Raw genomic sequence first — 22,560 nt, forward strand, 5'->3', positions numbered from 1 at the left:
GAGTGCGGCAGCGAGGCGGCGGCGTGGTTCCTAGGGCCTGTCGTCAAACTCCCGCCTGCCTCGCGACGCCTGGCACGCGCGCTCTCCGCGTTGTCGGGCTCGCCCCGGTACACCCGGTACCGGGACGACCCTCCGCCTTGAGATCGCACGCACCAGACGCCGCGAGGCCCGCCCTCCGGGCGAACGACGGGAGTTCGACGACAGGCCCTAGGGCTGTCGCGGTGGCACGGCCTGAAGGTGCTGGGTGGCTTCGGCGGCGGTGTAGGAGGAGGTGAAGGTGAATGCGCGCGGGGAGGGGCCATTGGCTCGCAGGTCCGCCAGTCGTTCCAGGGCCTCGTCGATGCTGGGGAGGCGGCCGGCGGGGATCCACCAGAGCACCAGGTGTGCCTCGACGTGCCGTTCGAACCATTCGCGGCGCCGCCGCATCACCTCCAGGTGCCCGCTGCGGTAGGTGAAGTCCCACAGTGCTTCCGGGGTCTCCCACACCGTCAGGTTGACGATGACGTCCTCGCCTGCAGGGCGCAGGGCGGTGGCGTCGGCCGTGCCGTCCTCCACGAGCCGCCATACGAAGCCCGGCGCGTGGTCGGCGGCGGTGTTCACCGGGGCCAGCATCTCGACGAACGGTGCTGTGCGCGGGTCGTCGAGGGGGTGGAGGAGGGTGGCGACGTTGAGCTGGGCGAGGTGGGCGGCGTGCACGGCTGCAGTCATGGCCGCATCCCAGCATGGGCCCTTCTCTATGTCAATCGATATTGTTTTTAGAAGTCTCGACCACCACGCAGCACTCTCCCGGCCGGGCGTCCATGCGGGCGCGGACGGGGCCGTCCGTGCCGAGCAGCCCCTCCAGCAGTGCGAGGTTCATGCCGCACACGAGCGGTGGAAAGCGTTCGGCGACGGCGTGGAAGGGACAGTTGCGCATGCGCAACACCGTCGCGGCTTCTCCGGTGGTCTCCTTGGCGCCTTCGGCGTCCTGGGTGCCCGCGGTGTTTTCCAGGTGCGGTTCGTAGCCACGGGCGGCCAGCACCGCCATGGCCTCTTCGAGGTCGCCGCAGGGTGCCGTCGGGCCGCGCAGGGCCTGGCCGCGGCGGCGCGCGGCTGCGCAGAGCCCGGCGTCGAGTCCGGCCTGTTCGGCGGCCTCTGCGAGCAGTTCGGCGGCGGTGCGGTAGTCGCGGGTGGGCAAAGACACCGCCCGTTCAACTCGCGCCCGCGTGTACACCTTGGCGGGACGGCCAGCTCCCGGCCCCGAGCGGCCCGTCAGGCGGCGGCTGCCGCTCTCCAGTAGTCCGGCCTCGGTCAGCTTGTCCAGGTGGTGCGCGGCGAGCGTGCGCGCCACCCCGGCTGCCTCGGCGGCCTCGTTGCGGCCGACCTCACGGCCCTGGGTCACCACGTACTCGTACAGGCGGCGCCGAACCGGATCCTGCAATGCTGCGATCGCGTCAATGTCTTCCACCCGGCCATTCTAGGAACAACACAGGTTTGCGATAGAAGGGCGGGACGCGGCCCCGCCCCAGCCGTGAGAAGTGACGCGCAACGTCTGCACTCCGGATCCGGGCGCGGCAGGGCTGCCGGTGCTGGTGTGGATCCACGGAGGTGCCTATATCGCAGGGGCCTCGAGTGACCCGATGTACGATCCGGCGGCGCCGGCCGGGGCGGGGCTGGTCGTGGTGAGCATCAACTACCGCCTGGGCGTGGAGGGTTTTGCCCTCTTCGACGGCGCCCCGCCCAACCGCGGGTTCCTTGACCAGATCGCGGCGTTGCAGTGGGTGCGTGCAGAACATCACCTCTTTTGGGGGAGACCCCGACCAGGTCACTGTGGCCGGGCAGTCCGCCGGGGCGGAATCGACCTGCTCGCCGGGCACACCCGCGATGAATTCCGGCTGTTCACCGTCATGAGCGGACGGCTGGGCACGTTCACCGACCAGGATGCCCGTATCGCCCTGGACCTGTTCGCCCCGGCACCGGTCGGCGCGGATGCCTACCGTGCCGCCCACCCCGCATGCCACCCCGGAGGAACTGCTGGAGACGGTGTACTCCGACGCCCTTTTCCGGATGCCTTCACTGCAGTTGGCCCGGGTGAACGCCGCGGCCGGCGGCACCTCGTTCCTGTTCGAACTGTAACTGGCATCCCGCTCCTTCGGAGGGTCCTTGGGCGCCTGCCACGGCCTTGACGTCCCTTTGGCCTTCGGCACCCTGGACAGTCCCACCGGCAGACAACTCCTCGGCGACCCGCCCACCCTCGACGCCATCACGGTGTCGCGAGAACTTCAGCAGGCATGGGTCCGTTTCGCCACCACCGGCGACCCCGGATGGCCCGCCCACCGCCCGGACCAGCAGCTCACCCGCGTCCTGGACACCGAATCGAAGACCTTGCCCTACCCCGAACAAGCCTCCCGCCAGATCTGGAAGGACCACACCCCAACCCCCTTCGACCTCATCGAGGACGGGCCACAAGGCCAGCGGCCGAATACCAAAGCCGGCTCATCGGAAGCCGACCCCAGCACGCCGTCACAGGTCGAGTGAAGGCAGGACCGGACCCTCCAGCGGCTGACCGACATCCTCCCCACGGAAACGTTTGCTGCTTCCGGTCCGAACCCGCTACGGGGGTGTGGGACCGGACCGGACACGAACGTGATCCGCCTCCCTGCGCGGTCAGCGCAGGGAGGCGGTGGCTGTGGGCAATGCCTACCGGGTGGCGCTGGAGCGGTTGCGTGACCCCTATGTGCGTCTGCGATGTGCCGGGGCAGTCGAAAGCGCCACACACCTAAAAGCAATCCTTTTAGGTGTGTGGCAATTTGCTTATTTGGCTTATGCGGCCTGCTTGGGTAGCTTTCCAAGGGTCATCCGATAGGCAACCGCGTCGCGTATCGGTTTCACTTTCAACCGATTTGTGGAGTTTCCTGTGACGACCGAGCCGCGGCCGGCGATCCCCTGGGCCCCGATGGCCGCGACGGCGGTGTTGTGGGGATCGGCGTTCCCCGCCATCCGCATCGCGCTGCCGGACTACACGCCCACGTCGATCGCCGTACTGCGGATCGCCGTGGCGCTGGTGCTGTTGGTGCCGTGCCTCGTGCTCGGCCGCATAGGCCGACTGCGGCGGGAAGATGTGGTACGGATGGCAGCCTTCGGGCTGACGGGCATGACGGCCTACCAACTGCTGCTGTACACAGGCGAGCAGAGCGTGGAAGGCGGCACGGCGGCACTGCTGATCACTGCCTCCCCGGTCTTCGCCACCCTGCTGGGCATCGCCTTCCTGAAGGAACGTCCCGGGGGTCGGGGGGTCACCGGGCTGGCCATCGCCCTGTGCGGTGCGGTACTGGTCGCCGTCACCACGGGCGGCGGCAGCGGCACCCTCACCGGGGCGGCCGCGATCATCATCGCAGCCGCCGCGCAGGCCACGTCCTTCATCCTGCAAAAGCCGCTGCTGAACCGCTATTCGGGCGTGGAGTGCACCTTCTACGGCAGCCTCTTCGGCCTTGTCCCGATGCTCCCCCTGGCCCCCTCGGCCGTCGCGCAGGCAGCAACCGCCCAGGGGCATCGCACCGCAGCCGTCATCTGGCTCGGCGTCGCCTGCACCGCGCTGGCCTTCTGGACCTGGTCCCGTACCCTGCGCACGGCGAGCGCGGCCACCAGCTCACTCGTCCTGTACGGGGTCCCGGTCGCGGCGCTCGCCCTGGACGCCGTCTTCCTCCACGAGTTGCCCGCTCCCACCGCGCTCCTGGGCGGTCTCCTCGTCCTCGCCGGTATCACCGTCGCCGCCACCCGCCGCACCACCACCCGCGTCGTGGCCCAGAGCCAGAAGTCGCCCAGCCCGCCGGCCTCACGGCCCCACGACCGCATCACGGAGCCCGCCTCCCACACCTGACGCCGCCTGAGAATGCGGCGCTGCCTCCGGCGTCGGAGCCGTGCGTAGGGTGGCGCTGGTGTCGGGGGCGATCGCCGCGGGGCTCGTGCTCGCTCAAGGAGATCCGGTATGCGTTCGGCGACAGCCCCTGCTGCGGATCCAGAGTCACGAGGACCTGAGCAAGAAGCGCGCCAGGCCGCCGATCGGTGGCATCTGTGGCACAACCTCAGCGAAGCCGCCGAGCGGTGCGTCGCTGACCACCGTGCCTGCCTGCGGGCCGAGATATCTGCCCCTCGGCGTCCCTCGCAGCCCGGCGACGAGGCTACGGACGTTACTGGCTCGCCATGGCCCACCGGCGACCGGTTCGCCGACCGCACTCGGGCCAACCATGCCGCTGTCCACGCATTGCTAGCCGCTGGCAACAGCCGCCGCGCGATCGAACGGCAACTGCGCATGACCAGTCGCACCGTCAAACGTCTCGCCGACGCCGCCAAGCCGGAGGGCCTCTTCCAGGGCCGGTGACAGGGCCGCCCTCCGTGCCTACTTCCGCTCGAAGCGTCTCTCCACCGACCCGGTCACCGCACCCCCGCCGTCCCCTCGCACGGTCTCCGGCTGGATCCTCAGCCATCCCGACGCCATCACCGAAGTCGAGCAGCTTCGACTGAAGGTTGTCCTGGTCCGCTGCCCCGACCTGGACGCGCTGGCCGGGCACGTCCGGTCGTTCGCCGAGATGCTCACCGAGCGCCAGGGCCGGCGGCTCCCGCAGTGGCTCGACGCCGTCCGCAGGGACGACCTGCCGGGCCTGCTCAACCTGGCCGCCGGCATCGATCGCGACCGCGATGCCGTCATCGCTGGCCTCACCCTGCCCTGGAACTCTGGCGTCGTCGAAGGACACGTCAGCCGCATCAAGATGCTCAAACGGCAGATGTTGGGCCGCGCGGGTTTCGACCTGCTCCGGAAACGAGTCCTGCTCGCCTGACAGGAGCAAGCACAAATTACCGACCAGGGCTGTCGGCTTGTGAGCAGCCGCCATCGGGGGTGCACGCCTCGGCAACTGAGAGGCTGTTTTCGTAGATGTGATGCCGAGTGATCAGGCCGTCGTCCACAGACAGCCTCAGCGCAAATGGGCCCGAAAAGGCTTTTCCGGTAGCCCGTACCGTTCCAGAGAGATGGCCCATCACCACTGCCTCGCTGCCTTCGGCCACGATCGCATCGATCGAAAAGGAGCCTTGGCCGGGGACCGTGTACGAGGCCAGGTCAACCCAGTGGCCCGCAACATCGGCGCGGGTGGAGCGGGAACGAATCCACGGCACCTGCGGATTCTCGGCCACCATCCAGTCGACCTTCTTTGCATAGATGGCGGCGATACGTTCTGGATCCCCTTCGGCAGCACGGCGAAGATAATCCTCTACCACGGCTCGGGTGCAGTGGGTGGTGCTCGTCATGGTCGGATCCTCTCCTCTGGTAACTCACAGATGATCCTGTACCAGGCACCGCAAGGCGTCGATTACCTGTCAAGTAATTGCGGTCCTCGCAAAGGCAACCGGTAAGGAGAAGCTTCCTGATGCGGCAATTGCGAGTGTCTGGCTCATTTAGACGGCATCTGTGGTGCACCACCGCGCACGCGCACAGTCACACTTCACGGAAGTTGAGCCAGAACCCGGACTCGTGGACAAAGCCACACGCGAGAGATTCCCGCCTCCGCGGCGACGTGGGCGATCGGGCGGTGCTGGCAGCGGTCGATCAGACGGTGCCACCCTTCAGGAGACATCAGGATCATCCTGCGGTCCGCACCGGGGTGTGAAGCGATCCAGGGCGGGCCGGCTCCCCTGCTCCGCGGTCGTGGGTCCTACCCGCATCGGGCCACACGTTCCGCGGCCAGGCAGGTACGGACCATCGCCACCCGGACCGTCGGGCCGCCGATGCCGCACTTGATGACGTAGAAGAGGAAGATGTTGGTCGAGGTGACAGCGAGCGCGTACACGTAGACGTCGTGAAGAATCTGCACGTAGAGGCAGGTGCCGATGGTCAGCACGGCCGTGGCGTAGAAGAGCGAGGTCGGTACCCACTGGGAGAGCGCGGAGAGCCCGGTGATCTTGCCGTCGTCGCTGGGGAGCGTACTGAGACCGAGCTGCCGGGAACGCGCGATGACCGCGCGGACGTAGGCCAGGGTCAGGAAGTTCGCGAGCCAGGTCAGCAACTGCCCGATCGCGGAGTTGAGCGGCCACCAGCGGGGTTCGACCAGGGTGATCGCCAGTACGAGCAGGCAGGGCACGACGGCCATGATCCGGATGATCACCTCGGTCACCAGGGCCAGCCGGCTCAGCGAGCCGGCCCGCCACCCGATGGCGAGCGGCGTGAGGCCGGAGAACAGCGTCTGGTAGTACTTCGGCGCCGCGATGGCGTAGGAGAGCCCGACCATCCGGGCCGGGAGGTTGGCCCGCCAGTCCGGCAGCCGGTAGTCGCTGTGCCGCAACGAGTCGACGATCGGGAAGCCCTTGGAACCGCCGTCGAGGTGCTGCACCAGCTCCACCAGCTTGTTGCCCCAGTCGAGGTCCAAGTCCCGCAGCAGCCAGGTGATGACGGTGGAGTTCGTCGTCGCCCAGATCAGCGCCGACACCAGCGACCAGGCGAGCAGCCAGTTGGTGAAGGGCCTGCGGTACCCCTCCGGGCGGCCGCTCTGCTGCCGGTGCATCCGCCACAGCCGCCACTCCCGGCCTGGATCCCCGGCCAGCGGACGCAGCAGCTCGCGCAACGCCCGCCAGCCTGTCTCGACCCGCAGCTCGGACTTGCCCTGCTCGGCAGCCTGCACCGTCTCCAGCTCCGCCAGAAACCCGCTCTTCAACTCGCCGAAGGAGAAGGCATGTTCCGTACCGGCGCCGAAGAGGAGCAGTCGGCGCGCCGGATCGGCGTCGATCAGATCCTCGATGAAGCGCGCCAGCTGCACGGCGCGCATATAGAAGATGTCCGGGACCACACCGTCGGTGCCCGCCCGTCCGGTGCCGAAGAGGATCAGCAGGCGGCCGAGCGAGTAGAGGTCGGCCCGGGCGATCTCGCTGTCGCCGGCCTTGACCTCCGGGGCGATGTAGGAGGACTCGGCGCCCGATGTTCCGGTGATGGTGTGGGTGTAGAGGTAGTTGCGTCCGAGGTCGATGAGTCTGAAGGTCCCGTCGGCGTCGGACACGATGATGTTGGACGGCGAGAGGTCGGCGTGTACGCCCTTGATCCGGCCGTTTATGGGGGCGTCCCGAGCGAGGCGCTGCAGGTCCTCCAGCGCCTCGAAGAGCAGCACGCCCTTTTCCCTGAGCCGTTCGAGCCGGAGGGAGGGTGCGCCCGCGCCGACAGCCTCCGGCTCCCACTCCCCGCGGACGAGTTCCGCGAGCGTCCTGCCTGCGATGAAGTCCATCAGGATCCAGCTGTCGAAGCTGGCCCAGATGCGTACCAGATGCCGGGAACCGGTGGCGGCGGTGCCGTACGTCTCGGCGTAGTCGCGCGTGGCGTGGGCGAGGGTCCTGATCCTGGTGAACGGGTACAGGATCAGCTTGAGGGCGAACTCCGGGCGGGTGCCGTGCACGGTGTTCGCGTTGCTGCCGCGCAGGATTATCGAAGTGCTGCCGTGCCGGTGGAACCGCAAGTTGCCCTGCACCGCCCGCCATTCGCGCTCGGCGGGCTCCACTGCCGCGTCCGCGCGACGCCGGCCGGGCCGCGGCTGCGGGTGGTAGATATCAGCGATGACCTCCGCGACAGCGTCCTCCGTGACGAGTACGCCGCAGACGGCGCCACAGTCATGGGTCACTGCCCGGCCATCGGGGCCGGGGTCGGGCGAGGGCTGCGGGAGCGAGCGCTGTGCCTCGGATTCGGCGAGACCGAGCAGGGTCAGCAGGTAAAGGCTGACGAACCCGAACAGCGCGGCCAGGCTCGCCCGGCGCCGTTCGCTCTGTGCGCGGTATCCCAGGCACCAGTCGGTAAGGCGGGAGATCGTGGCCTGTCGGCCTGCGAGTCCGAACCGGCTGTCGAAGGTCCGTTCGTCCGGCGGTATGTCCTGCAACAAGCGCCGCCATGACGTGAGGCGGCGGGTCCGTTGACGGGCGGTCTCCGGTCCGGCGTCGGCGGTCAGCTCCAGCAGCTCCCGTAGCTCCGCCAGGTGCCGGTCGCTATACCCTCTCAGTTCGCCCAGTGCCGCGAGGAGCAGGTCCGGCGTCGCGCCTCGGTTCTCCATTCGCGGTGTCCACCACCATCAGTCTCGGCATGGCACGGATGCTTCCCCGGCGGATCAGCTCGGTCGGTCTGCCCTCGGTGGCGCAGAAGGCGATTCCGTACGCCAGCCGAGCGCTGTCGAGGAGCCGGCGCTGGTCCAGCTCGTGTCGCTTGAGCTCGGGCATCCAGGGCAGTGGGGCCAGATCGAGGACGTACGGGGCACCGGACGCGGGGGACGTACGCATCCGGCGCAGCCAGTCCTGGTCGCGGTGCTTCTGACGGATCGCCGCCAGGTAGCCGCTGCCGAGACCGGTGCGCATCCGCTCGAGGTGGAGAGAGGTGAAGCGGTGCAGCAGGGAGAGCCCGCTGTCCGCCGACCGCATCGGGCGCGTACTGAGGGAGAGGATGTGGGTGCAGCCGTCGTCGACCGCCAGCCGGAACGGCAGGGCGGTGAGCACTCCGCCGTCGACCGCACGCCGCCCGTCGGGAGTCGGGACCGTTCCGGGCAGGGCGATGGGTAGCCAGGCAGAGGCGCGCAGCGCGGCCTTCAGGTCCTGGCGGGAGTCGAAGTCCCGCAGTACGACGGTCCGCAGGGCATCGACATCGGTGACCGGGACGGCCAGCGGTATTGCCGACCCGAGAACCGCCTCGTAGTCGAGGGGCTTGACCCGCTCCATGACGCGGTCGAAGGAGTACCCCAGGTCCAGGATCGGGCGCCGGCGCAGCACTCGGGAGAAGTCCACGAACTGTTTGGTCGTCAGGTCGTCGTAGTAGATCGACAGTGGGTACCAGGTCTCCCCGGCGAGAAAGTAGGCCCCGTTGATGCCGCCGGCGGAGCAGCCGTACACCACGTCGAAGGCGTTCTTGAAGCCGTAGTCCTCGAGCTGGGACAGCATCGCCGCGGAGATCACCCCCCGCATGCCGCCGCCCTCTACGGCAAGGGCCACGGTCGCCCCGTCGTTGCGCTGCCCCGGTAAGCTCCCGGAGTCCCGTCGGGCACGCAAAATCGCTAATACAGGATGCGCCGCATCCCAGTATTCAAGCCCGCTCTTGGCATCACCGGCCTGCATGGCACCCCCGCAGGATCAGGCCCCTGATCTCCTGTCACCACACGCCGGGTATCACCCTGCCAGACGCGAGGTAACTCCGGGAAGCCCTGGGCGTCGCTGAGATTGGCGCACTCTGCGGGACCGGGTTCGCGTGCCGGATCGTCTCAGTTCGGCGGAATTTCTGCGGAGGCAAGCCCGCCCTGGCTCGCATGACATCGGCTTCGGTCCGGCGCATATCCGCATCTGCCTGCCGGGTGCCGACCTCGACGGCCTTGCCCAAGCCCATGGCCAGGTCGTAGTCGGCCAGGATCAGGCACAGGGCGGTATCGCATCATGCCTCGCGTCACACTCGTCCCGAAAATGGCAACAAATGTTGCCGCTGCTGGGTGGTGGTCGCAGCCTGAGGGCGGAGGTGATTGCCATGCACGACATGAGCGACGCAACGAACAACAACGCGGTGAACGACGCGGCCGGTGATGCGGTGTATGACGTGGTGGTGGTCGGCGCCGGGGCGGCGGGGCTGAATGCGGCCCTGGTGCTGGCCCGGGCCTGCCGCCGGGTGGCGGTGGTGGATGCCGGGGAACCGCGCAACGCCCCGGCAGCGCACATGCAGGGCTTTCTGTCCCGGGACGGGATGTCCCCCGCGGCCCTGCTGGCGGTGGGCCGGGCCGAGTTGGCCGCGTACGGCGTGCCGTTGATCGAGGCCCGGGTGGAGCAGATCGACCCCGGCTACTTCGTGCGACTGGCCGGTGGCCCGGTGCTGCGGGCCCGCCGGGTGGTGGTGGCCACCGGGCTGCGGGACGAGCTGCCCGGGATTCCCGGGGTGCGCGAGCGGTGGGGCAGGGATGTGCTGCACTGTCCGTACTGCCACGGCTACGAGGTCCGCGACCAGCCGATCGGGGTGCTGGGCACCCACCCGGGTGCGGTGGAGCATGCGCTGCTGCTGCGGCAGTGGTCGGCCGACGTGGTGTTCTTCCCGCACACCCTTGAGGTGGGGGAGGAGGAGCGCGAGCGGCTGGCCGCCCGCGGAATCCGTGTCGCCGAGGGGGTGATCAAGCAGCTGGTGGTGGACGGCGACCGGTTGCGCGGGGTCGAGCTGGCCGAGGGCCAAGTGGTGCCCCGCAGCGCGGTGTTCGTCTTCCCGCGCATGGTGCCCCACGACGCCCTGCTGACCGGGCTGGGGTGCGAGAGGGACCGTGGGGGAGGGTGGGTGATCACTGATCGTTCGGGGCGGACCAGCGAGTTCGGGGTGTGGGCGGTGGGCAATGTCGCCGATCCCCGGGCCCAGGTGGTGACCGCAGCCGGGATGGGATCGGCGGCCGCGATCGCCATCAACCACGACCTGGTGCAGGAGGAGATCGAGCGGGCCGTCGAGGACCGACGCACGGCGGACGCCGTTTCCTCGGTCTCCTCGTACTCCTCGGCTTCCTTGCGGCAGACCGGCGAGGCCGCCTCCCTCATGGGAGAAAGCCGGCACACCCACTGAGAGTCGGCCGTCCGCACCGTGGCCCGCTGGGCCGGTCCGGCCGGACTCCGGCGAGTCCACGACGTGACGGGTGGCGCCCGGCGAGAGGTATGCGTGGCCGGCGGCCGCGGCACGCACCGCGCGGATGAGTTCCGCCGGTGCCGAGTCCGTGAGCAGGAAGCCCGCGCCGAGCCAGCCGCCCGGACTCCGCGCAGCCCGGTCTCCGTCAGCTCCTGACCTCGAAGGACTTCTTCTCGATCAGCTTGCCGTCCGTGAAGAGAACCGGAAAACCGGGTCCTTGTACCAGGTGCTGCCGGTCTCGGTGGACATCAAGGTGAGGCAGGTCGCCCCCTTCGGCAGGGGCGGCGCGCCCTTGTCCAGACCGTCGGCCAGGAACGAGTCCCCCAGGGCCACCCCGGCGATCCGTACGGTGCCGTCGCCCTCCAGGGCCCCGGCCGCCGCCGCCAGCAGCCCGAGCACCACGCTCAGCAGCGATTCGCCCACGACGCGCCCAGGAGTCCACATCCCTGGGGCGAACAGTGCCCTGACCTGACCGGTCAGCAGCCGGGGCGCCGAGCGCAGCCATGCCGTCAGCGCACGGCGAGCCGACGCCACACGGTCTGTACGTTCCACACGAGTCACGCGGTCACGGTAGGCAGCCGCGGCCGGGTACCGTACCCGCCGCTCGTCGCGACGGCCGGCCGACCGTCGCCTGTTCGACCTGCCCGACCCGACCTGCCCGACCACCAGAATGTCGGCATCCTCCCCGGGGCCGCATCACCGGCGGCCGGCCCCGGCCCGAGCCGAATGCCGCAACCGGCGTCACCCGGATCTTCTTCGAGATGATCTCCACCCGCGTCCCTGGCGCATGCCCGATGGGTCAATGCGTCAATGGGCCAGGCGCCACAACCCTCGGTCGGGTGGTTTGAACCCGACTCTTCGCTGTCATGTCGAGCTGACCGGGAGGGTTGGTCTGCTGTTGCCGTCGGTGACGTCCGCCCCGGCGGGATCAAGGGAAAGGAATCACGGTGGGAATGAAGTGTTCTGCCGCGGCATGGGGGACGGCGCTGACCCTGGTCACTGTCATGGCCGCTGCCGCGGCACCGGCGGTTGCGCACGGCCAGGCATCCGACCGGGCCCGGTCGGCCCGGCGCATTGTGCTCACGAATTCGGACGGCGGCCGGGCCGTGACCGTGACCTCGGGTGACGACATCGAAGTCCGGCTCACCGGCAACCGCGCAAACGGCCTCACGTACTCGTGGAGCCGCCCGACGTCCAGCGAACCCACTGTTCTCGAACGGGTCTCTGGGGGTACGACACCGAGCGGCAGCGCAACAGCGGTCTTCCACGCGGAACATGGCGGCACCGCCACCATCACCGCGCAACGACGCTGCCACGCCGACCGGGGACATTACTGTCCTCTAGTGGTCACGCCCTGGAAGGCCAAGGTCAAGGTCGAAGTGAAGTGACGCCATGGGCGGGGTCGGCCTTCGCCGGTCGACTGGGCTAGCGGACACGGCCCAGCGGCCCGAACCGGACAAGGCCGTCGCTCGGGGTGCAGGAGAGAGCATGCGGACACCGATGACGGTCGCGGATTTCCTCGACTCTCCTCGACAGGGCCGAACTGGGCTTCCGTGACCGTCCGGGGGCGACGAGCCGCATCGGCCCGCGCCGTGTCCCTGCTCCCACCCGGACAAGGACGCCACAAAGATTTGCTTTACCGGCGGGGACTACAGTACAGAAATGCCGCGCTATCCACGGCAGTTGAGGAGGAATCCTGTGTCATCGCCCTGCGATCCCCAGTACGCTCCCGCAGGCGACGTGGGTGCAGCGCTCATGATGATCGACTCTCGACTCAAGGCGATCTACGACGACAAGACCCAGACTGACGCCGAACAACAGGCGCTGACTGCCCAGTTCGCCAGGTCCTTGGGCCCCGGCGAAGCCGATGACGTGCTGGACGGCGCGTGCACGCTCATCTACATGTTCATGCAGTGGCTGCGGATGGCCTACGAGGATCACGGCAAGGACGTCATCGAGTACGTGGTGCCCAATCTCGTGGCCACGATGCGCATGATGCCCAAGAGCGTCCGCCCCGAGGTCATCCCCACCATGGCCGGCCTGCTCGTCGCCGCAGGTACCGGACTGAGCCCCAATCTGTGGCGCAAGCAGTACGGATACTGGACCAAGGACGAGATGAATCCCCTGGAAGCCACCGCCTTCCTGCTCGCGGAGCACATCAACCGACTCACCGAAGACCGCGACTTCGCCACGCGCCTGATCACCGACGCTCTGTCCAGTGCGGGCGAAGGCTGACGTGCGGTTCCCCAGGGGACGAGCGGCGCGCGACGGCCGTCAGGTGAACAGCACCCACTCGACTCCGGTGGCCTTCGTAGGAGGAGAGGACGGATCCGCGGGGCCGCCCCCTCGGCCGCCCCTTCGGTCGTCCGACTCCGCCCGACAGCAGCCGCCGTCGACCGCCGTCGACCTCTCCGGTGCCCGCGCCCACCGCCCCGACCAGCGTCAACCAGGCACGCTAAGGTCTCCGGCAAGCCCCAGGGCAAGAAAAGGCAAGCGGTACTTGATCAAGCCTGCTGCTCGTGGTTCCTCCGTGAGCAGGAGCGCTTCAGCGAGCTGGCGAAGTCAGCAAGGAACAGGCGGAGCGGTTCGTGGAGTTGACCAGAATACGTCGCACCGTGCTCGTCGTGCTCGGTGCGGTGCTCACCGTGGGCGGCTGCACGTCCGGTACGGCCGACAAAGCCGACAAGGCCGACCAAGCCAGTCGTACGGCCGGTGCTCCGGCGACGCCCGCGGCGGGTTCGGCGGCGACCCTGATGATGGATGACATCACCGCGGTGTTCGAGAACGGTGCCACCGTTCCGCAGTACGCGTACATCACCGATCTGCACGACGGCTGTGGCTACACGGCGGGGTGGATCGGGTTCTGCAGCCAGAGCGGCGACATGCTCAGGCTGGTCAAGTCGTACAACGCCGCCGCACCCCACAACGTGCTCGCCAAGTACACCACCGTCCTTCAGCGACTGGCCGACTCGGGAAGCGAGGACACCGGCGCGCTGGGCGAGGCGTTCGTGCGCGACTGGAAGAAGGCCGCGCTGGACCCGGCCTTCCGGAGGCTGCAGATCCAGGCGGGACACGACACGTACCTCACCCCGGCCAGGAAGCTGAGCGCGCAGGAGGGCGTGCAGAGCGAACTGGGTCTGGAAAACCTCTTCGACACCGCCCTGATGATGGGCCAGGGTTCCGACGACTGCGACGGCATGGTGAAGATCGCCCACGAGACCGACAAGTCGCTCGGGGGCAACCCGGCCTCCGGGGTGGACGAGGCGAAGTGGCTGGCCCGGTTCAACACCGTCCGCCAGAAGCACATGAAGCGCCCCTGCACTCCCGGCCGCGGGAACGACTGGCCGCAGGCGGTCGACCGGTCGCAGGCTCTGCAGGAGCTCGCGGACCGCGGCGAGTGGGACCTGAAGGCCCCGCTGACCGTGGGCGCCGACTTCAAAAGGACCATCAGCAGGCCGCAGGACTGACACCCACCGCGCCACCCACCGCCTCGCCCAGGCATCAGCTTTGCTGGCTTTTTCCGCGCGCTTAACGACTCCTGTACCGCCCGCACATTCTCAGCCACTAGTGTCCGGATCTTGTGCAGACCATTCCGGAGGGCCAGGCGCCCGCCGGAGACGAAGTGATGCCCGACGCGTCCACGTCTCCCGATACTCCCTCACAGGGGCCTACTGTGGCTGGCCCCCCAGCCGAGCCCACCGGTGACACACTGCGTCTGGGTGCCAGACCGATCCGGCGCCCTACTCCCAAACCCATCTTCGTCGACGCATCGGGAGGCCGCCGCAGGCGGCTGCGCCTCCTGGTGGCCGCGTTGGTGACGCCGGCAGTGGCCTACGTCGTCCTGCTCGTCAGCACGCTCCTGGGCGGTCCGACCCTGCCGGCGCTGCTGCCGCACCCCCTGCGGCCGAAGCCGCGCGGGGGCGCCGTCGCCGCGCACAAGACGCCCCGGCCCCGGACGACCCCGACGGCCGCAGCCACCGCCCAGCGGCATCGGAGCCCAGGCCGGACGACGATCGTGCCGAGGGCCGTCAACCACGCGTCCACCAAGGCGAAGTCGCCCTCGACGGCGAAACCGTCCCCGACCGCGAAACCGTCCCCGCACCCGAAGCCGTCCGAGGGCCACAAGCCGTCCCCGAGCCACAAGCCGTCCCCGCATCCGAAGCAGACCCCGACCGCGACGCCGTCCCCCCTGCCCACCCACGGCATGCTCTGACCCGCCTGGCGATCCGTCAGGAATCTATGGGCCCCAGGGCTTCTGGGCCGCGCCCGCTGTGCCCACCGACTCCTTGCCGCGCCGCGCAGCCCTACCTCGGCATTTCGCCAGACAAGCCGCTCCGTTCCAGAACTCGCCACTGATCGTCATCACTCGTCATCACTCAACTCACCCATCTCACTCATCATCACTCGTCGTCACTCATTCAGAAATCACCGATGTGAGCCCTTCTCCACAGCGTGGCCGTACCGCCCGCGAAACGCCGGTGCGCACCCACTGGGTGCTGCTGGTGACCATGGTGCTGACCCTCACCCTCACACTGCTCATCGAGGGTTACACGCAGCACATGTTCGGCTTCCAGGACGATGGCGGGAACCCCCCGCAGGGGCCGGTCAACCAGGTGCCGCCCTCGGTCGAGAACGGCGGCCCGGTGATCTCGGCAAGCGGATCCAAACCGGTCTCGCTCTCCCCACCGTCGCACACCGTGGTGCTCACCTTCGACGACGGCCCGGACCCGACCTGGACCCCCAAGGTCCTGGCGACGCTGGAACGGCACCACGTGCCCGCGACCTTCTTCCTCGTGGGCACCGGCGTGGCCACCCACCCCGAGCTTGCCGCGCGGATGGCGAAGGACCACGACGAACTCGGCCTGCACAGCTTCACCCACCCCTATCTGCCCAGCCTGCCCAGCTGGCAGCGCACGATGGAGATGCGGGAGGACCAGCTCGCGGTGGCCGGCGCCGCGGGCGTCACCAGCAACCTCTTCCGCCCGCCGTACTCGTCCGGCGCCGACGCGGTGGGCAACGCCGACTGGGCCACGATGCGACAGCTCGGCAAGCTGGGCTATCTGACCGTGCTCGTCACCCAGGACAGCGAGGACTGGCAGAAGCCGGGCGTGCAGAAGATCGTCCGCAACGCCACCCCTCCCGGGTCCACCGGCCAGGTGATCCTCTTCCACGACGCCGGCGGTGACCGCGCACAGACCGTGGCCGCGCTGGACACCCTGATCCCGCGCCTCCAGGCACGCGGCTACCGCTTCCAGACGGTCAGCCAGGCATTCCACCTCGCCGACGCCAACCGCCCGGCCGACACCGGCGAGAACCTGCTCGGCATCGGGCTGCTGTGGCTGCTCAAGGGGGCGCTCTGGGGTCTCAACGGACTCGACGCGCTGCTGCTCGTCGCCGGACTGCTGGGCATCGTGCGCGCGGTGATCTCCATGGTCGCCGCGGCCAGGCACCGGCGACATGCCCGCAAGGCGTGGGGAGCGCCGGTCACCGAACCGGTGTCGGTGATCGTCCCGGCGTACAACGAGTCGGCCGGTATCGAGGCGACCGTCCGGTCCCTGGTCGCCTCCGACCACCCGGTCGAGATCATCGTCGTGGACGACGGCTCCACCGACGGCACCGCCGACATCGTCGAGGCACTCGGCCTGCCGGGCGTGCGGGTGATCCGCCAGCGGAACGCGGGCAAGCCCGCCGCGCTCAACACGGGGATCGCCGCCGCTTCGTACGAGATCGTGGTGATGATGGACGGCGACACGGTCTTCGAGCCGGACGCGGTCCGGCATCTGGTGCAGCCGTTCTCCGACCCGGGGATCGGAGCGGTCTCCGGCAACGCCAAGGTCGTCAACCGGGGTGGTCTGCTGGGACGTTGGCAGCACATCGAGTACGTCGTCGGCTTCAACCTCGACCGGCGGCTCTTCGACCTGGCCCGGTGCATGCCCACCGTGCCGGGCGCGATCGGTGCCTGGCGCCGGGCCGCGCTGGTGCGCGTCGGTGGTGTCTCCGAGGCGACCCTCGCCGAGGACACCGACCTCACCATGGCGATCTGGCGCAACGGCTGGCGCGTGGTCTACGAGGAGAAGGCCATCGCCTGGACCGAGGCTCCCGCTTCCCTCGGTGCGCTGTGGCGGCAGCGGTACCGCTGGTGCTACGGGACCCTGCAGGCGATGTGGAAGCACCGCGGCGCCGTCCGGCAGAGCGGCGCAGCCGGCACGTTCGGCCGTCGCGGGCTGCTCTTCCTGCTGCTCTTCCAGGTGCTGCTGCCGCTGTTCGCGCCCTTGGTCGACGTGCTCAGCGTGTACGGGCTGATCTTCCTCGACCCCGTCCACGTACTGCTGCTGTGGTGCTCGTTCCTGCTCATCCAGGTCGTCACCGGGGCCTATGCCTTCCGCCTCGACGGCGAACGGCTCGCACCGCTGTGGAGCCTGCCGTTCCAGCAGCTCGTCTACCGCCAGTTGATGTACCTCGTGGTGGTCCAGTCGGTAGCCACGGCCCTGTCCGGCAGCCGCCTGCGCTGGCAGCGCATGGAGCGCTACGGCTCCCACCAGGAGCCACCCCTGTCACCGGCAACGGAGGCGCGGGGCTGACGGCAGGGGCCCCTGGAATTCGCCCATGTCCTGGGGCCCCACCGTTGAGCACCGTCAGCGTCAGCCGCACTGGCCGGGGTCGCCTCCCAGTGCGCGGGCTTCCGCGAGGGCCGGAGCGAGAAGTTCCGCGCCGACTACATCGACACGGCTGGGAGAGGGCTCAGGGCACCGCGAACGTGGTGTCCAGGAGAGCGGTAACGAGAACGCGGCCCTTGACCCGAAACTGGAAGGTCCTCCCATCGGGATCCGGGTTCTTGGGGCGAAGTTGTGCGGTGATCTTGACCGTTACCGTCTTGCCGTCCTCGACGTCTGTGACTTTAGCGTCCACCTTTGCCGCCCCGAAGGCATATTCGGACTTCCCGTTGTTGTGCCGTGCCTCGATCTCGAAGGCTTGGATCGCGGTCTGGACTTGCCGCTTCTCGTCTCGGGTGAGGATTTTGTTCGGGAATGTGACCTTCTTTGTGATGCTTGCCTCCGAGTAACTGCCTGAATCTGCTGTCCAGTCGAACTCGGCCACCTTCATTCCCGCTGTGGGGATTTGGATGGTCTTGGCGGCCACGTGGGTAGCCATATTCCTCTCCTCCCGCGAGTGCATACACCAAGCAGCATGTGCCACTGCCACTAACCAGGAGATGCACGGGTCGCGCGCCCCGCATGGCGACTACTCCATATGGGTGACCCTGGGTGCTGCGAGCAGCGAGAACGCTTCGTGACTGACCGTCTCGGTGAGTGAGGGGCCATCCCTCCCGCCGGAGGCGCCCCTACGTGACCAGACCTGTCAAAGCCTTCCGGCCGGTGGTCCCTACGGGAACCGCTTCGCGATCGCCTCCGTGATTGCGTCCGGTGCGTGTTCCTGAATGAAGTGACGCGCGCGTGGCAGCTCGACCACCTCGAGATCGGCGAAGGCGGAACGCATGCGCGGGATGCAGGCGTTCGGACGGAACACCATGTCTCGCATCCCCCACACCAGCAGCGCCGGTTTGTCGCCGAGCAGGACGGGCACGTCTCGGGCGAGTTGGTCCAGTAGGGGCCGTGCGGCACGAATTTCTTTGGGCATCATGGCGAGTCCGCGCCGGGCTTCCGCGGTGGGTTGCACCGCGCGATAGTGCTCGGCCTCGGCCGCATTGAGCTTACGGCCCAGCTCTGCGAGCAGAACGCGCTCGACGAGGAAATTCCGTTCGAGTATCCGCCGTTGCATCGGACGACTGCTCATGATCACGCTGAACGCCCGATTGGCCATCGCCTCGGTCGGCCAGAACGAGGTGTTGCCCAGCACGATCCCCCTCACCCGGTCCGCGCGCGTGGTGACCGCGCCCAGGCCGATGGGGCCGCCCCAGTCCTGTCCCATCAGGACGAAGCCGTCGAGCTGCAGGTGGTCGATCAACTCGCCGAGGACCGCGGTGTGTTCGGCGATGGTGTAGCCGAAGCCCGCAGGGCGTTCGGACAATCCAAAACCCAGGTGGTCGATGGCGACACACCGGTACCGGTCGCGCAGGCCCCTCACGATGTGACGGTAGAGGAAGCTCCACGTCGGAGCGCCATGACAGAACAGGAGCGGCGGCCCGGAGCCCTCGTCGATGTAGTGAACCCGGCCGACGGACGAGTCGAACCAGTGCGACTCGAAGGGGTACAAACCCCTGTCGGGAACGAAGTCGATCAGCATCGGGCCCTCCCTCTGAACCAGAGACTACATGTGTAGTATCCGAGGGCGCAGTAGCCTCCGCCGAAATGGCCGGCTTCACCTCGATCCCCGACCAGATCGGTCCGCGGCCGTTGCCGTACGACTTCCCGGATCCGCTCTCGGGTCTACCGGGTGGCTCTACCAGCTGGAGGTGGAAGGCAACGATGGCCCCGAACGAGCTGTTCGCGTTGGATCGAGTGACCGTGCGGCGCGGCCACGCCGTGCTGCTCGACGAGGTGACCTGCCAGATCCCCGCCGGGGCGTGCACCGCGCTGATGGGACCGTCCGGCGCGGGCAAATCCACTCTGCTGCGCCTGCTCAACCGGCTGGAGGAACCCACCGCCGGCCGGATCCGCCTCCACGGCCGCCCGCTGCCGGACGGGGACGTCCTCGCCCTGCGCCGCCGGGTCGGGCTGGTCGGACAGCAGCCGGTCCTGCTCACCGACCACGTCCCGGACGAACTACGCGTCGGCCGGCCCGGACTGACCGACGACCAGGCACAGACACTGCTGGAACAGGTCGGCCTGCCCATCACCATGCTCGCCCGCCGGACGGCCGGACTGTCCGGCGGCGAGGCCCAACGCCTCTGCCTGGCCCGGGCCCTCGCGGTCGGCCCCGAGGTGCTGCTGCTGGACGAACCCACCTCCGCGCTGGACGCCGCCAGCGCCAGAGCAGTCGAAGCAACGGTGCACCACCTGGTCTCCACCGGGCTGACCGTCATCCTGGCCAGTCACAACACCGCGCAGGCCCGCCGGATCGCCGACCGGGCCCTCGTCCTGCGGGCAGGGAAGCTGGTGGCCTGCGGCCCCGCGGCGGACATCGACTACCTCAAGGGGGACTCATGAATCCCGCCGTCCCCACCTGGGCGGGGGTCGCCGCTTCCGGCGCACTGGTCCTGCTGGCTGTGGCCGTGGCATGGCACGGGCGGCTGCGCCTGGCCCGCGACATCGCCATCGCCGCGGCCCGCGCCGGGGCCCAACTGGCCGCCGTCGGAGCGGTACTGCTGCTGGTCTTCCAACATACCGGCCTGGCCGGGGCGAGCTGCTGGCTCGCCCTGATGGTGCTCGTCGCCGGCCAGGTCGCCGCCCGCCGCGCCCGCGGCCTGCCCCGCGCACTGCCCATCGCCACGGCCGCGATCACTGCCGGAACCGCGGCGACGCTCGGCGCCCTGCTCGCCCTCGGCGTCATCGCCGCCCAAGCCCGAGTGGTGATCCCCGTCGGAGGCATGGTCGTCTCCGGCGCCATGCAGGCCACCGCCCTGGTCCTGATCCGCCTGCGGGACGAAGCCCGTACCGCACGGCCCGCCATCGAGGCGCGCCTCGCTCTCGGACTGCCGGCCACCGAAGCCTTCGCCCCCTACCTGCACACCACCTTGCGCACCGCACTCATCCCCGCCATCGACTCCACCAAGACCGTCGGCCTGATCAGCCTGCCCGGCGCGATGACCGGCCTCATCCTCGCCGGCGTCGACCCCTTCACCGCCATCCGCTACCAGATCGTCGTGATGTACATGCTGCTCGCGGCGGCCGCCCTCGCCTCCCTCACCTCAGCCCGCCTGGCCGAACGCGCCCTCTTCGACGAAGCCCACCGGCTGCGCGACATACGAACGTTCGGCGCCTCCTAGCAGCCGGGCTTTGCGACGTGTCGTCCGCCGACCATCCCGTTGAGGATCACGAAGACTGTCGCAGCGGGCGGCCGGTTCCAAGATCAGTCCTGCGGATCTTGACGCCCTGGCGGTCACAAGCCGATGAAACTCACTGTTTCCGCCAAGTCCGCCCGCCCGGTGCGCAGTTGTGGTGCGCCTTCCTTCTCGAATCCCACGGCGACACCGCAGAACAGTACGAGCCCGTCCTCGGCTCCGACTGTCTCGCTGACGGTCTTGCGGTACATCGTCCACATCACCTGGGGGCAGGTGTGCAACCCTTCCGCCCTCAGCAACAGCATGACCGTCTGCAGGTACATCCCCGCATCTCCCCACTGTCCGGGCCCCATCGTCCGGTCGAGGTAGCAGAACAGGACGACCGGAGCCCCGAACGCCTCCGAGTTCAACGCGGCGATCTTCTTGGGTCTGTCGGGGTCGTCGCGCTCGATTCCCAGCGCTCGGTACCGCTGGGCGGCCGCGGCGGAAAAACGGTCCAGATAGGGCGAGGTCAGTTCGGCCGGGTACATCGGATACTCCCGCTCATCACCCGGGTCTCCCGCCAGTGCCCTGGCCGTCGCGCGCTTCTTCAGTTCGGCCAAGGGCGCACCCGTCACGACATACACGTGCCACGGTTGGAGGTTGCCGCTCGACGGAGCCCGCGTTGCCGCAGCCAGCGCTCGTTCCAGTATCTCTTTGGACACCGGCTCATCGCTGAACGCCCGTACGGCCCGGCGACTGTCCACGGCTTCGTACACATCCATGCCTTCTCGCCTCTCACTGAACGACAGACACCTCTCTACCGTCTCTACTGTCTCTACCGTCCTCAGCACCCAGAACAAGGTGATCCGGATCGGCTTCGATGTGCGGCAGCCGTGCAGCTCAGTCGCAGGGGTGATCTCAGCACTCCGACGCGGGTGCGGCGGGCGTGACAGAACACGGGTGCGTCGCCGTCGCCGAGATTCTCCCGACCGGAGAAGTGACCATGACGGGGATCCCACCCGCCTGACCGCCAGGCGTCCGAGAGTTTTAATCTGGGCCGAATGTTGCTGCTACGGCTCGACTTGGACGACCTCGCCTCCGTCCGGTTCGCGTGTTCCCCTTTGCAGGAGACCACTCTGAGCCTGTGGGCGTGGCACAACCCGGCCCGGCACGCCGAGCACCAGCCGTTCCTGCGCCAGTCCGCCCCGCTGCTTCGGCAACTCAACTGGCCCCTGCTGCAATCGCTGGTCGGCCCGCGTCGGCGCATCCCCGACTTCCTGACCCCGCACCCCGCCGGTCCCTCCCCTGACATCGACGACGAGTTCGCCGCGCTCCGGGCAACACCGGCCGAGCGCGTGCGAACCGAGCTCGTTCAGGCCGCCAGCGGTGCGGAGTTGCGCCCCGAGCTTCAGCAGGCGTACGGAGACCCTGTGGGCCTGCTCATGCGCATCGCCGACGCTCTGCATGCCTACTGGGCACTTGTGATCGCGCCGCACTGGCCGCGCATGCAGGCCGTCCTGCGTGCCGACGTCCTGCACCGGGCCCAACAGCTGGCCGACGCGGGGGCCGCGGCACTGTTCACCGGTATCGACCCGGGGCTGCGCTGGCAGGCCGGCGCCCTCACCGTGGACGCTCTCCGCGACGAACACCGTGAACTGGCGGTGGACGGCCGCGGCGTGACGTTCACCCCGTCCCTGTTCTGTGACCATGCCAATACTCTCGTCAACCCCGTCCCACCGCCCAGGATCGGCTACCCGGCCCGCGGCCGCGGCGCGGTCTGGCACACGGGCACGGCCCCCTTGCCGAAGGCCCTTGCCGACCTCCTCGGCAGCACCCGTGCCCACCTCCTGACCCTTCTCGCGGAGCCCGCCAGTACCACGGACCTGGCCCGCCGGCTGGGCCTCAGTCCCAGCACCGTGAGCCAGCACCTCGGCGTCCTGCACCGTGCACGACTGGTCACCCGGGCCCGGCACGGACATCTCGTCCTGTACCTGCGCAGTCCACTCGGCGACCAACTGGCGGTCTGAAACCGTCCGGACCGGGGTGC

At 68.8% G+C, this 22,560-nt stretch carries 21 protein-coding genes and 3 pseudogenes; 14 read left to right on the top strand and 10 right to left on the bottom strand.

The annotated features are described in order from the left end of the window. Nucleotides 1-207: 207 nt before the first annotated feature. Together B073_RS0117150 and B073_RS0117155 are read right to left on the bottom strand one after the other, a co-directional pair. The gene (locus B073_RS0117150; protein ID WP_037811928.1) at nucleotides 208-708 is read right to left on the bottom strand and encodes a DUF3291 domain-containing protein; all 501 of its coding nucleotides are present in this window, start codon (nucleotides 706-708) and stop codon (nucleotides 208-210) included. A gap of 31 nt (nucleotides 709-739) precedes the next feature. Continuing rightward, nucleotides 740-1,447, bottom strand: a complete 708-nt coding sequence (locus tag B073_RS0117155; RefSeq protein WP_026247474.1) for a helix-turn-helix transcriptional regulator — start codon at nucleotides 1,445-1,447, stop codon at nucleotides 740-742. Between the two features lie 79 nt (nucleotides 1,448-1,526). Here B073_RS0117155 and B073_RS49295 point away from each other — a divergent pair. The 5 genes and pseudogenes from B073_RS49295 to B073_RS46415 form a co-directional block, all read left to right on the top strand. Beyond that, nucleotides 1,527-1,839, top strand: a pseudogene (locus tag B073_RS49295) (carboxylesterase family protein); the annotation flags it as partial. Nucleotides 1,840-1,977: 138 nt separating this feature from the next. Beyond that, nucleotides 1,978-2,115, top strand: a complete 138-nt coding sequence (locus B073_RS47915) for a hypothetical protein (protein WP_018539319.1) — start codon at nucleotides 1,978-1,980, stop codon at nucleotides 2,113-2,115. Between the two features lie 57 nt (nucleotides 2,116-2,172). Then, entirely contained in the window at nucleotides 2,173-2,517 is a 345-nt protein-coding gene (locus tag B073_RS47920; protein ID WP_018539320.1) for a hypothetical protein, read from the top strand. 379 nt (nucleotides 2,518-2,896) lie between these two features. After that, a complete protein-coding gene (locus B073_RS0117170) occupies nucleotides 2,897-3,859 on the top strand; it encodes a DMT family transporter (protein ID WP_018539321.1) in 963 nt (320 codons plus the stop codon). A gap of 511 nt (nucleotides 3,860-4,370) precedes the next feature. Beyond that, nucleotides 4,371-4,817: pseudogene (locus B073_RS46415) on the top strand (ISL3 family transposase); the annotation flags it as partial. A 16-nt stretch (nucleotides 4,818-4,833) separates the two neighbouring features. On the opposite strand, the gene B073_RS44110 reads toward B073_RS46415, so the two are convergent. From B073_RS44110 to B073_RS0117185, 3 genes are all read right to left on the bottom strand, one after another. After that, entirely contained in the window at nucleotides 4,834-5,283 is a 450-nt protein-coding gene (locus B073_RS44110) for a nuclear transport factor 2 family protein (protein WP_078508051.1), read from the bottom strand. A gap of 404 nt (nucleotides 5,284-5,687) precedes the next feature. Next, nucleotides 5,688-8,057 carry a hypothetical protein gene (locus B073_RS0117180; RefSeq protein ID WP_026247475.1) on the bottom strand — a complete coding sequence of 790 codons (2,370 nt, stop codon included), beginning with the start codon at nucleotides 8,055-8,057 and terminating at the stop codon, nucleotides 5,688-5,690. Continuing rightward, nucleotides 7,993-8,982, bottom strand: coding sequence for a patatin-like phospholipase family protein (locus B073_RS0117185; RefSeq protein WP_234025106.1), 990 nt, complete (start codon nucleotides 8,980-8,982; stop codon nucleotides 7,993-7,995). Before B073_RS0117185 ends, B073_RS0117180 begins: the two co-directional genes overlap by 65 nt. Before the next feature lie 523 nt (nucleotides 8,983-9,505). Between B073_RS0117185 and B073_RS40225 the strand changes: the two genes are divergently transcribed. Next, nucleotides 9,506-10,570 carry an NAD(P)/FAD-dependent oxidoreductase gene (locus B073_RS40225; RefSeq protein ID WP_018539324.1) on the top strand — a complete coding sequence of 355 codons (1,065 nt, stop codon included), beginning with the start codon at nucleotides 9,506-9,508 and terminating at the stop codon, nucleotides 10,568-10,570. Nucleotides 10,571-10,603: 33 nt separating this feature from the next. On the opposite strand, the pseudogene B073_RS47925 reads toward B073_RS40225, so the two are convergent. Both B073_RS47925 and B073_RS49040 read right to left on the bottom strand, forming a co-directional pair. After that, nucleotides 10,604-10,735 (bottom strand): annotated as a pseudogene (locus tag B073_RS47925) (DNA-binding response regulator); the annotation flags it as partial. A 72-nt stretch (nucleotides 10,736-10,807) separates the two neighbouring features. Next, entirely contained in the window at nucleotides 10,808-11,191 is a 384-nt protein-coding gene (locus B073_RS49040; protein WP_199788159.1) for a hypothetical protein, read from the bottom strand. A gap of 443 nt (nucleotides 11,192-11,634) precedes the next feature. Here B073_RS49040 and B073_RS46420 point away from each other — a divergent pair, with 443 nt between their 5' ends. The 5 genes from B073_RS46420 to B073_RS0117215 all read left to right on the top strand — a co-directional run bounded on the left by B073_RS46420 (nucleotide 11,635) and on the right by B073_RS0117215 (nucleotide 17,211). Continuing rightward, on the top strand, nucleotides 11,635-12,018 hold the full coding sequence (locus B073_RS46420; protein ID WP_158690140.1) for a hypothetical protein: 384 nt from the start codon (nucleotides 11,635-11,637) through the stop codon (nucleotides 12,016-12,018). Nucleotides 12,019-12,328: 310 nt separating this feature from the next. After that, complete coding sequence (locus B073_RS0117200; RefSeq protein ID WP_026247476.1) at nucleotides 12,329-12,865, top strand: hypothetical protein; 537 nt, start codon at nucleotides 12,329-12,331, stop codon at nucleotides 12,863-12,865. A gap of 353 nt (nucleotides 12,866-13,218) precedes the next feature. After that, a complete protein-coding gene (locus B073_RS42805; protein ID WP_158690141.1) occupies nucleotides 13,219-14,097 on the top strand; it encodes a chitosanase in 879 nt (292 codons plus the stop codon). Nucleotides 14,098-14,444: 347 nt separating this feature from the next. Further along, on the top strand, nucleotides 14,445-14,843 hold the full coding sequence (locus B073_RS46425) for a hypothetical protein (RefSeq protein WP_158690142.1): 399 nt from the start codon (nucleotides 14,445-14,447) through the stop codon (nucleotides 14,841-14,843). 295 nt (nucleotides 14,844-15,138) lie between these two features. Continuing rightward, nucleotides 15,139-17,211, top strand: a complete 2,073-nt coding sequence (locus B073_RS0117215; RefSeq protein ID WP_106731880.1) for a bifunctional polysaccharide deacetylase/glycosyltransferase family 2 protein — start codon at nucleotides 15,139-15,141, stop codon at nucleotides 17,209-17,211. A 160-nt stretch (nucleotides 17,212-17,371) separates the two neighbouring features. Here B073_RS0117215 and B073_RS0117220 read toward each other — a convergent pair whose 3' ends face one another. Then, nucleotides 17,372-17,782: a hypothetical protein gene (locus B073_RS0117220; RefSeq protein WP_018539330.1), complete on the bottom strand. Its 411-nt coding sequence runs from the start codon at nucleotides 17,780-17,782 to the stop codon at nucleotides 17,372-17,374. 231 nt (nucleotides 17,783-18,013) lie between these two features. Further along, nucleotides 18,014-18,874, bottom strand: a complete 861-nt coding sequence (locus B073_RS0117225; protein WP_018539331.1) for a haloalkane dehalogenase — start codon at nucleotides 18,872-18,874, stop codon at nucleotides 18,014-18,016. Between the two features lie 182 nt (nucleotides 18,875-19,056). On the opposite strand from B073_RS0117225, the gene B073_RS0117230 reads away from it, so the two are divergent. Continuing rightward, nucleotides 19,057-19,737, top strand: coding sequence for an ABC transporter ATP-binding protein (locus tag B073_RS0117230; protein WP_018539332.1), 681 nt, complete (start codon nucleotides 19,057-19,059; stop codon nucleotides 19,735-19,737). Further along, complete coding sequence (locus tag B073_RS0117235) at nucleotides 19,734-20,516, top strand: ABC transporter permease (protein WP_018539333.1); 783 nt, start codon at nucleotides 19,734-19,736, stop codon at nucleotides 20,514-20,516. Before B073_RS0117230 ends, B073_RS0117235 begins: the two co-directional genes overlap by 4 nt. Nucleotides 20,517-20,629: 113 nt before the next feature. Here the strand turns inward: B073_RS0117235 and B073_RS0117240 are convergent, their stop codons facing one another. Next, entirely contained in the window at nucleotides 20,630-21,295 is a 666-nt protein-coding gene (locus B073_RS0117240; protein WP_018539334.1) for a nitroreductase, read from the bottom strand. A 279-nt stretch (nucleotides 21,296-21,574) separates the two neighbouring features. Between B073_RS0117240 and B073_RS0117245 the strand changes: the two genes are divergently transcribed. Continuing rightward, the gene (locus B073_RS0117245; protein ID WP_018539335.1) at nucleotides 21,575-22,540 is read left to right on the top strand and encodes an ArsR/SmtB family transcription factor; all 966 of its coding nucleotides are present in this window, start codon (nucleotides 21,575-21,577) and stop codon (nucleotides 22,538-22,540) included. Nucleotides 22,541-22,560: the final 20 nt, after the last annotated feature.

The organism is Streptomyces sp. MspMP-M5, assembly GCF_000373585.1.
In the GTDB taxonomy this organism is placed as follows: Bacteria; Actinomycetota; Actinomycetes; order Streptomycetales; family Streptomycetaceae; genus Streptomyces.